The organism is Rhodococcus sp. KRD197 (genome assembly GCF_017168235.1).
GTDB lineage: Bacteria > Actinomycetota > Actinomycetes > Mycobacteriales > Mycobacteriaceae > Rhodococcoides.
In genome coordinates this window covers 42,931-57,390 of record NZ_JABFAO010000072.1, presented here as the reverse complement: position 1 = coordinate 57,390, position 14,460 = coordinate 42,931, and the positions used below count along the sequence as shown (strand labels likewise).

Annotated in this window: 13 protein-coding genes; 7 read left to right on the top strand and 6 right to left on the bottom strand. The window is 63.6% G+C overall.

Annotated features, from left to right (window positions below; translation table 11 throughout):
* Nucleotides 1-22: 22 nt before the first annotated feature.
* Genes paaA through J1M86_RS24635 form a run of 7 tightly spaced genes read left to right on the top strand, consistent with a single transcriptional unit; the run spans nucleotide 23 to nucleotide 6,111 of the window.
* The gene (gene paaA / locus J1M86_RS24665) at nucleotides 23-961 is read left to right on the top strand and encodes a 1,2-phenylacetyl-CoA epoxidase subunit PaaA (RefSeq protein WP_206511741.1); all 939 of its coding nucleotides are present in this window, start codon (nucleotides 23-25) and stop codon (nucleotides 959-961) included.
* Entirely contained in the window at nucleotides 958-1,320 is a 363-nt protein-coding gene (gene paaB, locus J1M86_RS24660; protein ID WP_206511740.1) for a 1,2-phenylacetyl-CoA epoxidase subunit PaaB, read from the top strand. Before paaA ends, paaB begins: the two co-directional genes overlap by 4 nt.
* 12 nt (nucleotides 1,321-1,332) lie before the next feature.
* Nucleotides 1,333-2,250 (top strand): 1,2-phenylacetyl-CoA epoxidase subunit PaaC, encoded by a 918-nt coding sequence (paaC, locus tag J1M86_RS24655; RefSeq protein WP_206511739.1) that lies wholly within the window; start codon nucleotides 1,333-1,335, stop codon nucleotides 2,248-2,250.
* 41 nt (nucleotides 2,251-2,291) lie between these two features.
* Nucleotides 2,292-2,753, top strand: coding sequence for a 1,2-phenylacetyl-CoA epoxidase subunit PaaD (paaD, locus tag J1M86_RS24650; RefSeq protein WP_206511780.1), 462 nt, complete (start codon nucleotides 2,292-2,294; stop codon nucleotides 2,751-2,753).
* Nucleotides 2,753-3,847, top strand: a complete 1,095-nt coding sequence (gene paaE, locus J1M86_RS24645; RefSeq protein WP_206511738.1) for a 1,2-phenylacetyl-CoA epoxidase subunit PaaE — start codon at nucleotides 2,753-2,755, stop codon at nucleotides 3,845-3,847. The genes paaD and paaE overlap by 1 nt, the downstream gene beginning before the upstream one ends.
* A gap of 18 nt (nucleotides 3,848-3,865) precedes the next feature.
* Entirely contained in the window at nucleotides 3,866-5,173 is a 1,308-nt protein-coding gene (gene paaK, locus J1M86_RS24640; RefSeq protein ID WP_075838565.1) for a phenylacetate--CoA ligase PaaK, read from the top strand.
* An 11-nt stretch (nucleotides 5,174-5,184) separates the two neighbouring features.
* Entirely contained in the window at nucleotides 5,185-6,111 is a 927-nt protein-coding gene (locus J1M86_RS24635; RefSeq protein ID WP_206511737.1) for a helix-turn-helix domain-containing protein, read from the top strand.
* 65 nt (nucleotides 6,112-6,176) lie between these two features.
* Here J1M86_RS24635 and J1M86_RS24630 read toward each other — a convergent pair whose 3' ends face one another.
* The 6 genes from J1M86_RS24630 to J1M86_RS24605 all read right to left on the bottom strand — a co-directional run bounded on the left by J1M86_RS24630 (nucleotide 6,177) and on the right by J1M86_RS24605 (nucleotide 14,459).
* On the bottom strand, nucleotides 6,177-8,123 hold the full coding sequence (locus J1M86_RS24630; RefSeq protein WP_206511736.1) for a primary-amine oxidase: 1,947 nt from the start codon (nucleotides 8,121-8,123) through the stop codon (nucleotides 6,177-6,179).
* An 86-nt stretch (nucleotides 8,124-8,209) separates the two neighbouring features.
* Nucleotides 8,210-8,797, bottom strand: coding sequence for a TetR/AcrR family transcriptional regulator (locus tag J1M86_RS24625; RefSeq protein WP_075838563.1), 588 nt, complete (start codon nucleotides 8,795-8,797; stop codon nucleotides 8,210-8,212).
* Nucleotides 8,798-8,839: 42 nt separating this feature from the next.
* Nucleotides 8,840-9,946, bottom strand: a complete 1,107-nt coding sequence (locus J1M86_RS24620) for a class II histone deacetylase (RefSeq protein WP_206511735.1) — start codon at nucleotides 9,944-9,946, stop codon at nucleotides 8,840-8,842.
* A 160-nt stretch (nucleotides 9,947-10,106) separates the two neighbouring features.
* Nucleotides 10,107-11,588, bottom strand: coding sequence for a phenylacetaldehyde dehydrogenase StyD (styD, locus tag J1M86_RS24615; protein ID WP_206511734.1), 1,482 nt, complete (start codon nucleotides 11,586-11,588; stop codon nucleotides 10,107-10,109).
* A 12-nt stretch (nucleotides 11,589-11,600) separates the two neighbouring features.
* Entirely contained in the window at nucleotides 11,601-12,713 is a 1,113-nt protein-coding gene (locus tag J1M86_RS24610; RefSeq protein WP_206511733.1) for an NDMA-dependent alcohol dehydrogenase, read from the bottom strand.
* A gap of 162 nt (nucleotides 12,714-12,875) precedes the next feature.
* Nucleotides 12,876-14,459 (bottom strand): regulator, encoded by a 1,584-nt coding sequence (locus J1M86_RS24605; protein WP_075838559.1) that lies wholly within the window; start codon nucleotides 14,457-14,459, stop codon nucleotides 12,876-12,878.
* Nucleotide 14,460: the final 1 nt, after the last annotated feature.

The following is a 14,460-nucleotide window of genomic DNA, read 5'->3' as shown; positions in this document are numbered from 1 at the left end:
TTCGGTAATGAAAGTAGGACATATGACCATGTCGAACACCCTGGAACCGCTACAGGAAACTTTCGACGCGACCATCGCCTCCGAGCAACGAGTCGAGCCGAGGGACTGGATGCCGGACGGCTATCGCAAGTCCCTCATCCGTCAGATCGCCCAGCACGCGCACTCCGAGATCATCGGTATGCAGCCGGAGGGCAACTGGCTCACTCGCGCGCCGTCGCTGCGCCGCAAGGCGATCCTGATGGCCAAGGTCCAGGACGAAGCAGGTCACGGTCTGTACCTGTACTCGGCCGCCGAGACCCTGGGAGCGGATCGCGCGGACCTGACGGACAAGCTCATCGAGGGCAAGCAGAAGTACTCATCGATCTTCAACTACCCGACCCTGACCTACGCGGACGTCGGCACCATCGGTTGGCTCGTCGACGGCGCCGCGATCTGCAATCAGGTGCCCCTGTGCCGCAGCAGCTTCGGACCGTACGCACGCGCGATGATCCGCGTCTGCAAGGAGGAGTCCTTCCATCAACGCCAGGGCTACGAGCTGCTCGCGACCATGATGCGCGGCACCGACGAGCAGCGCGTGATGGTGCAGGAATCGGTGAACCGCTGGTGGTGGCCGGCATTGATGATGTTCGGCCCGCCCGACGACGAGTCCCCCAACACCGAGCAATCGATGAAGTGGGGCATCAAGCGTCACACCAACGACGAGCTGCGCCAGCGCTTCGTCGACATGTCCATCCCGCAGGCCGAAGCACTCGGTGTCACGTTCCCCGATCCGGACCTGAAGTGGAACGACGAGCGCAAGTCGTACGATTTCGGCGAGCCCGACTGGGCCGAGTTCATGCAGGTGATCAAGGGCAACGGCGCATCCAACGTCGAACGTCTTGCCAACCGGCGGGCAGCGCACGAGGACGGCGCATGGGTCCGCGAGGCCGCGACCGCTTTTGCCGAAAGGAATGCTTCATGAGTCAGTTCACTGCCGAGGGCGGCCACGGCGCGGTTCCGACCGACAACGTCCCCGTCGAGCCGAAAAGGGAGTCCGTCAAAGCAGATTGGCCACTCTACGAGGTCTTTCTTCGCGGCAAGCGCGGACTGAATCACGTGCACGTCGGATCGCTGCACGCAGCCGATGATCACATGGCGCTGCGTCACGCACGCGACGTCTACACCCGTCGCAACGAGGGCGTCAGCATCTGGGTAGTGAAGGCCAACTCGATCGTCGCGTCCTCGCCCTCGGAAAAGGACCCGTTCTTCGCCCCGAGCGGAGACAAGGTGTACCGACACCCGACGTTCTACGAGATCCCCGACAACGTTCCCCACATGTAGGGCCTGACACCCATGACTGATCACGACAACGCCTACGACGGCCTCGTCAACGAAGACACACACGGGCAGTGGGCATTCGGGACGAGCTTCGACGACCCACTTGCCGGCATCGACACCACCGTCCCCGACGACGTCGACCTTCGAGCCCTTGCCGCATACTGCCTCATGCTCGGCGACGATGCGCTGATCAGCTCACAGCGTCTTGCCCAGTGGAGCACTCGCGCACCGGAACTCGAAGAGGAAGTCGCGCTCGCGAACGTCGGACTCGACCTACTCGGGCAGGCCAGGTTGCTGCTGGCGCGCGCTGCGGCCGCAGACTCCACAGTGGTCCCGCGCATCTCCGACACCTCACCCACACCGCCGGAGGACGCCCTCGCGTTCTTCCGCGACGAGGCGAACTTCCGCAACGTACGGCTCACCGAACTCGACAACGGCGACTTCGCCAAATCGCAGGTTCGCCTGTTGGTGTTCTCGACGTGGCGCTTGGCCGTGTTCACCAGGCTCCGCGCCTCACGTGATCCGGTCCTCGCCGCCGTCGCGGACAAGGGTGTCAAAGAGCTCACTTACCACCGCGACTACGCGGCTCGCTGGGTCGTGACGCTGGGCTGCGGAACCGAGGAATCGAAGCGACGGGTTCACGACGCCATCGCACGGATCTGGCCGTACGTGTCGGAGCTGTTCGTCCCCACCGACGAGGAGATCGCGCTCGCGCAGGTGGGCGTTGCCGTCGACCCCCGCGATGTGCGTGAAGAGTTCGATTCCGTTCTCACTCAGGTTCTGCACGCGGCAGAATTGGAAGCGCCGGACGGCACGTCCGTCGGGACGATCGGCGGCCGCGGTGGTCGGCGCGGAATCCACACCGAAGCATTCGGGCCACTGATCGCGGAAATGCAGGCCGTGGCGAGGGCCCATCCGGAGGGAGTCTGGTGACCACACTGGAACGAACGGCGCGCGAGATCGCCGCCACCGTCATGGATCCCGAGATGCCGCTGCTCACGCTCGACGACCTCGGCGTCCTGCGTGACGTCGAGGTCCGCAAGGACGGCAGCGTGCTCGTCACCATCACTCCGACGTACTCGGGATGTCCGGCGATGGCCACCATGCGTGACGACATCGAACACACGCTGCACGACAACGGCTACGCCAGTGTCGAGATCGTTACCAGCCTCAGCCCCGCGTGGAGCACCGACTGGATCTCCGAGGAGGGCCTGCGCAAACTCCGCGAGACCGGATACTCCGTCCCGGGACCTGCCCCCGCCCGGGCGTCGGGCCCGGTTCCCCTGACCCTGACCGTCAAGCCGCGGCAGCTCACCTGCCCGCAGTGCGGTTCGACGAACACACGGTTGACCTCGGAATTCGGCGCCACGCTGTGCAAGGCCCAGTACCGGTGCGACAGCTGCCTCGAGCCCTTCGACCACGTGAAGGAGATCTGATGACTGTCACAGCCGACGCTGTCGTCACCGCGAACCGAAAGAAGCCGTTCCATACGCTGACCGTCGCCGACGTCGAATCGCTGTGCGACGACGCCGTCGCCGTCACGTTCGACGTACCCGGGCACCTGAACGACGAATTCGACTTCCTCCCAGGTCAATCCCTGATGCTCAGCCGCACGGTCGACGGCGTCGAACATCGTCGTTCCTACTCCATCTGCGCACCCGCAGGTACCCGTCCGCGGGTCGGTGTGCGTGAAGTCAGTGACGGACTCTTCTCCTCCTGGCTCGTCCACGAGGTCAAGGCCGGCGACCGCATCGACGTCCAGGGTCCGAGCGGCACCTTCCATGCAGACCCCGCCGCCGGCGGCAGGCACGTATTGATCGCCGCGGGATCCGGAATCACTCCGATGCTGTCCATCGCTGCGTCGGTGCTGGCCAATCCGGACGCCGAAGTCGTGCTGCTGTACGGCAATCGGCGCACGCGCTCGGTGATGTTCGCCGAGGAGATCGCAGACCTCAAAGACCAGTACGGCAGCAGGTTCGACATCATCCACGTTCTCTCTCGTGAGCCTCGCGAGGTCGAATTGTTCAGCGGCAGACTCGATGCAGCGCGCCTGCGCGAGATTCTCGACACCGTAATCCCGACGCCCGACATCGACCACTTCTGGCTGTGCGGACCGTTCGGGATGGTCACCGATGCGCAGCAGGTCCTCGGCGACCTCGGTGTCGCCAAGAGCAGCATCCACCACGAATTGTTCTATGTCGACGACATCCCTCCGCCGCAGGAGAAGCACCGCGAACCGGGCGTCATCGGCCTGAGCAGCGAGGTCACCATCGTTCTCGACGGTCGCAGCGTCACAGGCGCACTCCCGCAGGACGAGTCGATTCTCGACTCTGCCGAGATGCTTCGCTCCGACCTTCCTTTCGCGTGCAAGGGTGGTGTCTGTGGCACCTGTCGCGCGAAGGTGACCAGCGGCGATGTGGACATGCGTCGCAACTACGCGCTCGAGGACAGCGAGGTCGATGCAGGCTTCGTCCTCACCTGTCAGACATTCCCACTCAGCGACACCGTCACCGTCGACTTCGACGCCTGAGACCACAAGAGAGCAACTATGACCAGTGTGCTGTCCACCCCCACCGACACACCCGACATCGAATTCGCGTCGCGCGATCGCATTTCGGCACTCCAGCTCGAACGCCTCCAATGGTCGCTGAAGCACGCGTACGACAACGTGCCGCACTACCGAAAAGCGTTCGACGACGCCGGAGTTCATCCAACCGACCTGAAAGATCTCTCGGATCTGGCCAAGTTCCCGTTCACCGCGAAGAAGGATCTCCGCGAAAACTACCCGTTCGGGATGTTCGCGGTGCCCCAGGACAAGGTCTCCCGTATCCATGCGTCCTCGGGCACCACGGGGAGGCCGACCGTCGTCGGCTACACCGCGAACGACATCAGCAACTGGGCCGATCTGATCGCCCGCAGCCTCCGCGCGGCCGGCGTGAAGCCTTCCGACAAGGTGCATGTCGCCTACGGATACGGGTTGTTCACCGGTGGGCTCGGTGCGCACTACGGTGCAGAGCGATTGGGCTGCACGGTCATCCCGATGTCCGGTGGCATGACCGAACGCCAGATCCAGCTCATCGAGGACTTCGAGCCCGACGCGATCATGGTCACACCGTCGTACATGCTCACGATCGTCGACGCGATGATCAACAAGGGCATCGACCCGTCGAAGACGTCGCTGAGGACCGGGGTGTTCGGTGCCGAGCCGTGGACCGAGGAGATGCGCAAAGAGATCGAGAAGACCCTCGACATGGATGCCGTCGACATCTACGGCCTGTCGGAGGTCATGGGGCCCGGCGTCGCAATGGAATGCGTCGAAACCAAGGACGGACTGCACATCTGGGAGGATCATTTCTACCCGGAGGTCATCGACCCGGTGACCGGCGAAGTTCTTCCCGACGGTGAGGAGGGTGAGTTGGTCTTCACCTCGCTGTCGAAAGAAGCGATGCCCATCATCCGCTACCGAACGCGTGACCTGACGCGACTGCTTCCGGGAACCGCTCGCACGATGCGTCGTATGCAAAAGGTCACTGGCCGCACCGACGACATGATCATCCTGCGTGGGGTGAATCTGTTCCCGACGCAGATCGAAGAGCTGATTCTGACGGTTCCCGCGCTGGCTCCCCAGTTTCAGTGCGTGCTCGCCCGCGCAGGCCGGATGGATTCGTTGACGGTACTCGTCGAGGCTCGTCCCGACGCCTCACCGGAGGTCCATCCCGTTGCTGCAGCAACCTTGAAGAAGCTGGTCAAGGACCGAATCGGGGTCAGCGTGCAGGTCGACGTCGTGGCGCCTGCCGCACTCGAACGTTCCATTGGCAAAGCGCGACGCTTGATCGACAATCGACCGCACACGTGAGGTGACCTGAGGTGGCAGAGGACTTCGAGCATTGGCGCGAATCCGTTTCGACGGCGTTCGTGCCGCTCGACGCCGTCTCCACCGGGTCGTCGTTGTTCGAAGGCGGGCTGCGCTCCTCGACGCTCGGCGCGTTGCAATTGAGCGAGGTGGCCGGGTGCGAAGTAGATGTTCGACGCACGCGCGCGACGATCAAGCGCGCCGACCCTGGTCTCGTCAAGGTCGGCCTTCAGGTCACCGGACACGGAGTCGTCACCCAACGTGACCGCCAGGCAGTTCTCGCGCCGGGTGACTTCGCCGTCTACGACACCAGCGAACCGTACGACCTCCACTTCGGTGAGGCGTTCTCGATGTTCGTCGTCATGCTTCCTCGCGACACGCTGCGTATCGGCTCGCAGGAATTGTCGACTGTGACAGCCCGGCGCTTTCACGGCAGCCAGGGCGTCGGCGCGTCCGTGTCCCCGTTCCTCGCTGGGCTACGAAAGAACCTGGTCGAGAACGACCTACCCGTCACCCCGATGTTCGCCGACGCGGTTCTCGAGCTGCTGTGCGCAGCGCTGGACGAGGAAGCGCCGCGTCGAACAGCGGGGTCGACGTTGCTCATCGAGGCGGAGTCGCTCATCGAGGCTCATCTGGGTGATCCGACGCTGTCCACGGCTTCCCTCGCCGGACGCCTCCATGTCTCCACGAGGTACCTGCAGCGGCTGTTCGAATCGGACGGGCGGACCGTGGCCGGATGGATCAGATCCAGGCGCCTCGACCGATGCCACCGCGACCTCGGGGATTCGCGGTTGCTCTCGGAGAGCATCGGTGCGATCGCAGCCCGTCACGGTCTAGTGGATTCCTCGTCGTTCTCCAAACAGTTCAAGGATACGTACGGTATGTCGCCGCGCGCCTATCGCGCCGACCGACTCACCCAGCTATCGGAATCATCCCGATAGCTCGGGCCCTGGTGTGCCACCACCGCGTGTCGACAGCGGAGCGAGCGAGCTTGCCCGCCGCCGAGTCAAACATCCGAGCCTCCTCCCTCAAGGCACGAGGCGGTTGTGCACCGCTCAGGCGACCGCGGTACGTCGAGTGTGGGGTTCCGATCGAAGAATCCAACCGGCTTCAGCTTGAATCCCGTGTAGTCGACGGGCATGATCGGCCAGTCCTCGGGACGCGGAAAGTGCGTCAGGCCGAAAGTGTGCCATAACACGATGTCTTCGTTTTCGATGCTACGGTCGCCCGCTACGAACGCCGGGAGTCCGCCGCCGCCGTGATGCTGGTTTACGAAATCGCCTGCAGCGTATCGCTCGGCGGCGTCGAACTGGGTGACCCACAGATGTTTGGTCGCGAAGGCTGCACGTGCTGCGATCGACGAATTCTCGTCGGCGAGCAGTAGTGGCTGGCCTTCCGGATGCAGTGAGTAGCCGACAGGCCTGCCGAAACGGTTGAGGGAGCCAGGGTTGCTGATATGCCAGATGCGTCCCACCGAATTGTCCGCCACGCGCTGGGCTTCGGATTCGCGGACCAATGGCGTGCGCTGCAATGCAAAGGCATTGCCGTGCAGATTGTCCGGGCCCATGGGTACGCGAGTTGTCTCGATCTCCTCGATCGAGTTCGCGGCACCGTCGAGCATCATGTCGAGCCGTGCGCTGAAGAGATGCTGATGGCAAGGCGCTCCCAGCCCAGGCGCGATCTCCGTGGCATAAGGGTATTCGCCACCGGGATGACCGGAGGTGAACACGATGCCGGTCGCCTTGACCTCGAATTCGATGGTGCCGTCGAGGTAGAGGTACCAGAAGAACCCGTAGTCATAATTCCCGATGGTGGTGAAGAACGAGATCACCAGCCGCCGCTGACGCCGGGTTTCCTGCGACCCGGTCCAGATGTCGGTGTGCTTCCACAGCACACCGAAGTCTTCCTCATGCATGCAGACGGCATTCGTCAAGGTCTTGGGGTTGCCCAACTCGTCGGCGATGACGGCGTCGAAGTAGGTGATGTCGCCGACGCAGTCGCAGCCCAGTTCCAACGAATTCGCGTACCGGCCGACCAGGTACTCGCCTGTGTCGAAGTAGTTCTGCCAGGATCGCACCGGCGACGGATCACCGTATGGAACAACCATTTCCGCGATCGATGCGCGGTGGACTATCGGCCGGACGGTGCCGTTGTCCGCGAATCCGATCTGATGCAAGACCAGTCCCTCACGGGCGTCGAAGCCAACTCGGAACGACCACTTCTCCCAGTCGACCAGGTTGCCGTCGACGGTGAAGCTGGGCCCCTCCGGCTGCGTGATTTCGATGGGCTTCTGGGTGGTGCGCATCGGCCCGGTGACCGCGGGGTCGTCGAAATTGCCTGACTCCGCCGGAATCGGCACGACGCCGAGGTCGACGACCTTGTCCACGGTTTTGTTCATGACGTCCACGAAGGCCACGAGACCGTCGATGGGATGTGCCCACGCATGATCCTTCGGGTGGTCCTGGCGGAACGCGAGGCCGCGCAGTATGCGACGGCCTTCCTCGCCTGGATAGTCGAAGACACCGGCCGACAGCGGCGCGACGCGGACGTCGACCACATCGAGCCCTCGACGCTCGAGCGCGGCCAACCACTGTGGATCGGTCGACAGCACGTTCTCGACGAGCTCGAATTCCTCGTCGAGGACCGGCATCTGGCCGTCGCGTAGCGCGTCGAGCGACACCGAGGACAGCACGGTACGCGTAGCGACCGAGACTACGACATCGCGTGCATCCGGTGAGGAGACATCGTGGAGCAGCACTCGAAAGCGTCGATCGACAGTTGGTGAGTCGGCGTAGAGGTCTGCCTTCGACGGCTCCTCCAGCCCGGTGTACACGAAGCGGGTGTTCTCGTTGAGCATTCCTTCTGTGTCCAGGATTGCGCGGACTTCGACGATCTCGTCCGCCGTCGGCAGCGCGAGTGGGTGATCGATGGTGTTCGGGGTGAGAGTCGACATGAGGGTCCTCGAATGTTTGATTCTACGTTCGTTGAATAAAGGGAGTTGCGCAGCGATGTCGGCAATTTCCAACTGCGACGGAGTTACTACGGACGGAGGTGCTCGATGAAGCCGTCGACCATGTCGAACTGACGGTTCGACGATGTCTCGGACGGGGTCAACACGCCGAGAATTTGCATGCCCATCATCATGTTGAGCAGTTGCTCGACAGCCAGCGCGACGTCGATGTCGCCGATCTCGCCCATCTCTCGAGCGTCTTCGAAGAACTCGGCCATCCGGTCGCGCCACAGCCCCATTGCACGCGTGTTGGTGGCCTCCATGTGGCCGTCGTACATTGCGCGCTGCCACAGCGATACGGCAATTCGAGCCTCGAGAACCGTCTCCGGCGTGGTGGGCATGACTTCACGGCAGAAGATGCGTAGCGCGGCCAGTCCCTTCGCATCGCCGATGACCGAGGCGACGCGCGTGTTGGTTGCCTCGAACACCAGCTCGAACGACGTCTGCAGGATGGCGTCTTTGCCTGAGAAATAGTGACTGAGTGCGCCGTTCGTGTAGCCGGCCTCGGCAGCGATGTCGCGCATGTTGGCCGCATCGATGCCTTTTGCCGCGATGAGTCGCCACGTTGCGGCCGCTATGGCGCGTCTGCGTTCCTCGTGGTCGACCAGCTTGGGCATGACCCAAACCTAGCGCGCTGCCCACCGAGTCGGACAACCCGGTCAGAGGTCCGCCACGAGAGCCGCCGCCTCGTCGATCGCCTCCTTCTGGTGTGCCTGCAGTTCCTTCCCGCCGAATCCACCGACCACGGGATAGTACGGATCCTCGAGTCGGTCGACGCCGGCCAGCGCCTCTACGCAGGCGAAGGCACAGAACGGGACGTAGTGAGGGCTGTAACCTCCCTCCTGCACGAGCACGACCTTGCCGTCGCACACCTCGTCGGCCACCGACATGACACGCTCGGTCATGGCACGAAAGCCTTTGGAGGTAACCAGCATTCGGGCAAGGGGGTCCATCGCGTTTGGATCCATTCCGGAAGCGACCACGATCAGATCAGGATCGAACGCGCGCAAAGCCGGCACCACGACCTGCTCGATGGCATAGAGATAGCCATCATCACCGGTTCCAGGAGGGAGGGGCGCATTGATGTTGTATCCGAAGCCCTTACCCTCCCCTCGCTCGGTCACGAAGCCCGAGTTCGGCGGGAAGCAACGATCCTGGTGGACCGACACGGTCAGCACCGAGGGGTCATCGCCGAAGATCGCCTGTGCGCCGTTGCCGTGGTGCACATCCCAGTCGATGATGGCGACCTTCTCTACCCCGAGTACTTCACGGGCGTGCGCGACCGCGACCGCACCGTTGTTGAACATGCAGAACCCCATGCCGGTGTAGGAGGGCGCATGATGACCGCACGGGTGTACCAGCGCGTAGCCGTTGTCGACCTTGCCGACGACAACCGCTTCGACCATCTCGATGACACCACCTGCGGCCAACGTCGCGATCTCGTAGCCGCCCTTGCCGAACGGTGAGATGCCGTCCCCTGCATCGCCGCCTTTGGGAAGGGCGCTCTCGTGCCTTATTCGATCGACGTGGTCTCGGGTGTGCACCCTGAGGACCTCCTCCTCGGTGGCGTGCCGAGGCGCCAGGCGCTCCAGGTCGTCGATCAGACCCGTCACGACGATGAGTTCGTGAATTCGCCGCTTGGTATCGGGGTGCGCGACGTGATGCGAAATCGGCTGGAGTCCGACACCGGGATCGGCGGGGAACAATCCGCCGCTTCCGGTGTCGCTCCACCCGTACAACTCGTGCCATATGTATCCGGTGCTCATCGCCGTTCTCCTCGTCGCTCTTTGGTTCTACGGATGTTGAATAAAGAATGCGCACGTCTAGTTTCTGGAGATGGCGCGCCTGGTGAACTTTGTGTTACGGGCCCCAATCCCCGTGCGTGCGCAATGACGCGCCTATGGTCGCTACGCACGCACAGGGGTCTCACAACACGATCGTGACGACCTTTTCCTCGGTGTTGGCCTCGATGCCTGCCCAGCCGAGTTCGCGGCCGGTGCCGCTGGTCTTCATGCCGCCCCACGGGAGTGCGGGATCGATGGCAGCCCATCCGTTGACCCACACGGCCCCGGAGCGGACCTGCGCGGCCAGTAGGTGCGCGCGTGAGACGTCACGTGTCCAGATACTCGCTGCCAGTCCGTAATCGGTCGCGTTGGCGATGGTGATCGCCTCTTCGGGAGTGTCGAACGGGATGACAGTACCGACGGGACCGAAAATCTCCTCCTGGGCGATCTTCATGTCGTTGTGCGCGTCGGCGAAGATCGTCGGCTCGACGAAGAAGCCGTCACGATCGGGACGTCCGCCACCGGCCGCGACGCGTGCGCCACCGTCGCGCCCGGCCTGGATGTATCCGAGAACCGAATCGCGCTGCTTGGCGTTGACCAGAGCACCCATCGTCGTCGCCGGGTCGAACGGATCGCCGAGCACCTGCGCCGACGCTGCAGCCGACAGCCCGTCGACCACCTTCGAGTACAGCGAACGATGGACCAGCACACGAGTTCCCGCCGCGCACACCTGTCCCTGGTTGAAGAACAGGCCCATCGCGGTGCCGTTGATCGCCGCCTCCAGGTCGGCGTCCTCGAGGATGATCTGCGGCGACTTGCCGCCGAGCTCGAGAGTGGTGCGCTTGAACGTATCGGCTGCCTTCTTGGCGATCAATCGACCGACGCGCGGGCTTCCGGTGAAGCTGATCTTGTCCACGTCCGGATGTCCGACGAGGGCGTCGCCGGTGACCTCACCCAGTCCCGGAACGACATTGACGACGCCTGCGGGAACACCTGCCTCCTCGATCAGGCGTGCGAGGTGCAGTATCGACAGCGGCGCGTCCTCCGGCGGCTTCACCACCAGGGTGTTCCCCGCTGCCAACGCGGGAGCCAACTTCCATGCCGCGATCATCAGCGGGGTATTCCACGGGATGATGGCGCCGATGACACCGACCGGCTCGCGAACGGTGTACGAGTGCGTCGGCTGTCCGAAATACCCGGCCGTCGGAATGGTCGCGCCCTGGATCTTGTCGGCCCAACCCGCAAAGTGCCGGAAAGTTGCTGCCGCATTGGGGATATCGAGCATCGCGGGCTGACCCACGGGCTTGCCGACGTCGTGGGCCTCCAGACGGGCAAGCAGGTCACCGTCGCGTTCGATGAGGTCGGCCACGCGATTGAGAAGCTTTCCGCGGGTGACGCCGGGCGTCGATCCCCATTCGCCACCGAGCTGAGCGCGTGCCGCGCGAACCGCAGCATCGACGTCCTGCGCCGTTGCCGAGGCGATGTCGACGAGCGGCTGTCCGGTCGTAGGGTTCAGATCGGTGAACGTACCGCCGTCCGATGCGCCACGCCACTGGCCGGCGACGAAGAGCTGCGTTGCGGTGTTCTGGGGCAGAGACGTCGTAGCCTCGTGTACTGCAGTCATTTCTCGGGCTTCCTAGTACAGGATCAAGCCGCGGACGTTCTCGGCGTTGCGCATCGCCTCGTAGCCGTCGTTCACCTGATCGAGTGTGTATGTGCGTGTGATCATCTCGTCGAGCTTCAGCTGGCCCTCCATGTACAGGCGCAGCAGGTGCGGGATGTCGAAGCGGATGTTGGCGTTGCCGAACCAGGCGCCCTTGAGGGTCTTGCGCATAGCCGTGAGATCGAACAGGGACAGCGACACATCGGTCGCGGTGATGTCGCCGACGGAGACATTGACGCAGGTCCCACCCTTCGCGACCAGGCTCATTGCCGGTGCGATGATGGCGCCGCTCGCCACGTCGATCGTGATGAGCACCTTGTCGGCGAGTGCGCCCCATGTCAGATCGTTGACCAGCGGTAGCGCCTCGTCGATCGAGGCCGCGGTGTGCGTTGCCCCGAAGATCTTGGCCTGCTCGCGTTTGAACGGTGACGGATCCACCACCACGACGTGGCGGGCACCGGCGAGCGCCGCGCCCTGAACAGCGCCACATCCAACGCCGCCCATGCCGAGGATCACGACGGTTTCCCCTGCGGACACTCCCGCGGCGTACACGGCGGAGCCCCATCCGGTGGTGACACCGCAGCCGACCAACGCGGCCTTGTCAAGAGGGATGTCGTCGGTGATCTTGACGCACGAGGCCTCGTTGACGACGGTTTGCGGCGCGAATGTGCCGAGTAGGCATTGGATTCCGGCGTCCTGGCCACGCACGTGATGACGGGCGGTGCCGTCGGAAACCTGGTAGCCCTCGAGCAGGTGCGCGCCGAGATCACAAATACTGGATTGGCCGTTCGCACAGGCCCGGCAGCGTCCGCAAGCAGGAATGAACCCGAGAGCCACATGGTCACCGACTGCGACCGAGTTGACGCCTGGACCGATCTCGGTGACGACACCGGCGCCCTCGTGACCCCCGATGAACGGGAGCAGGCCGACCGGAACGCTGCCGTCGCGCACATGCTCGTCCGAGTGACACAGCCCTGACGCTGCCAACTCGACCTTCACCTCACCGTACTTCGGGGCGTCGAGAACGAGGTCCTCGATTTCCCAGGGCTGGCCGGCTTCCCACAGAACTGCTGCTTGCAATGTCACGTCTGACCTTCTTTCGAGTGTGTCCTAGGTCATAGCTTGACCCGTGACGTCCTCGAAAGACTTGTCGCTGAGCGCACAGTAGTTGTCCGTATGCGCACACGGCGATATCGACCAGAAAGCCGGCCTCCCCGTTGACGGGCAGGCCGGCTCGTGGTGAAAGGACTACTCGACTATCGCCGGCTCGTCGTCCTCGACGACTTCGGGCCGGGTCTTGGCCGACGGCAGCTGCGAGTACGCCAAGCACACCAGGCCGAAGAACAGATACCCGAGCGCGACCTGCGGATTCGCCGCCCACCCGACCTCGTGGGAGTGGATGAGGCCGATCCAGCAGAGCACCGCCCCGACACCTGCGGCCGCCGCTGCGGCAAGGAAGCGTTTGTCCAGTATGAAGGTGACGATCGTTCCGAGGACCAACCCCGCGAGCACCGCTCCGGCGCCCAACGTCTTCAACCCGTCGTAGACGACGCCTGCCTGGCCGAGGGCCTCACTCCCCACTTCCGACGCCGAAGTTCCTGCCGCACTGAGCGCGTTGTCGATCAGTCCGACGGCCCATTCCGCGAGGTTCGGCAGCAATGCGACCACCACGGCGATCGCGTGCAGTCGCGGAACCGCTTGGAATGCCTGCGCACCGATCAGCAATCCGATGTACAGCAGAATCGGCACGATCGCAGGGATCGGCAGGAGGGTGGCGAGTAGACCGAAGAGACCCAGGAAACACATGAGCCCGATCGCGACACCCGCTGCCAGCGAGTACCCCGTACGGCCACCGGCGTCCTTCCATCCTGGATGGCCGATGTACACCGCAGGCGGGAACGGCGATCCGAATGCCGAACCGATGACCGCACCCATTCCGTCGGCGAGCAGCACACTGCGGAGGTTGTAGTTGTCCCCTGCGGCAGAGGCACTTTCAACATTGCTCATCGCCTCGGTGAAGTTGTAGACGCCGAGAGGAATCGCGGTCGCCAGCAGTGGCGCCAGATTGCCGAGCCCGTCGAGCAGGAGATCCAGGCGCAGGTCCGGCAAGCCGAGTGCGATGTTGCTCGCCGCCTCGGTGACGTCGGGCACCGACATGTATCCGCCGATCCATCCGATCGCTGTACCTACCAGAAGTGCCGCGAGACCTACTGGAATGTTGCCGGGCAGCTTCACATCGGTGAAGAAGCCGATGAGAATGATTGCCAGGACCGGCAATCCGATCCACGCCGCCTCCCACATCTGCGCAGCAGGGCGCATCGCGATGAAGGTGATAGAGATTCCGGCGAGGGTGCCGAGCATCGCCGCCCGCGGGGTGATCCTGCGAATGTACGGGCCGACGAACGCACCGATCATCACGATGATGCCGATCATGAACGCCCAAGCCAAGCCTGCAGCCCAGGCCTGCACAGCATCTCCGGTAGCGAGGTACACCGGCAGCATCACCACGAACACGACGATGAACATGTGCGGCACACTCGGGCCGTAGGGCAGCGCAGTGACGTCGGTTCGTCTCTCTCGCTTGGCCAGTCGTCGCGCGAGAATCATGTAGTAGAGGTTGCCCAGAATCAGGGCAACGCCGAGCGCCGGCAACACCGTTCCCAGCACATCGTTGGAGGAAATACCGACCACGGCAATACTGAGCGTCGTCAGGGTCAGAACGTTGACGAGGATATTGAAGCCGAGGCCGAAGAAGGCGTTGGTATCGCCTCTCGTCCACCACGGTAGGACAAAGGAGCTCGGCGCGGTCGAATCTTTGACTTCGGTGCTCATG

Bases quoted from the DNA above. Each gene is read 5' to 3' on its own strand.
- paaA (WP_206511741.1), top strand. From the start codon at position 23: ATGACCATGTCGAACACCCTGGAACCGCTACAGGAAACTTTCGACGCG.
- paaB (WP_206511740.1), top strand. From the start codon at position 958: ATGAGTCAGTTCACTGCCGAGGGCGGCCACGGCGCGGTTCCGACCGAC.
- paaC (WP_206511739.1), top strand. From the start codon at position 1,333: ATGACTGATCACGACAACGCCTACGACGGCCTCGTCAACGAAGACACA.
- paaD (WP_206511780.1), top strand. From the start codon at position 2,292: ATGGATCCCGAGATGCCGCTGCTCACGCTCGACGACCTCGGCGTCCTG.
- paaE (WP_206511738.1), top strand. From the start codon at position 2,753: ATGACTGTCACAGCCGACGCTGTCGTCACCGCGAACCGAAAGAAGCCG.
- paaK (WP_075838565.1), top strand. From the start codon at position 3,866: ATGACCAGTGTGCTGTCCACCCCCACCGACACACCCGACATCGAATTC.
- J1M86_RS24630 (WP_206511736.1), bottom strand. From the start codon at position 8,123: ATGTCGACTCTCACCCCGAACACCATCGATCACCCACTCGCGCTGCCG.
- J1M86_RS24625 (WP_075838563.1), bottom strand. From the start codon at position 8,797: ATGCCCAAGCTGGTCGACCACGAGGAACGCAGACGCGCCATAGCGGCC.
- J1M86_RS24620 (WP_206511735.1), bottom strand. From the start codon at position 9,946: ATGAGCACCGGATACATATGGCACGAGTTGTACGGGTGGAGCGACACC.
- styD (WP_206511734.1), bottom strand. From the start codon at position 11,588: ATGACTGCAGTACACGAGGCTACGACGTCTCTGCCCCAGAACACCGCA.
- J1M86_RS24605 (WP_075838559.1), bottom strand. From the start codon at position 14,459: ATGAGCACCGAAGTCAAAGATTCGACCGCGCCGAGCTCCTTTGTCCTA.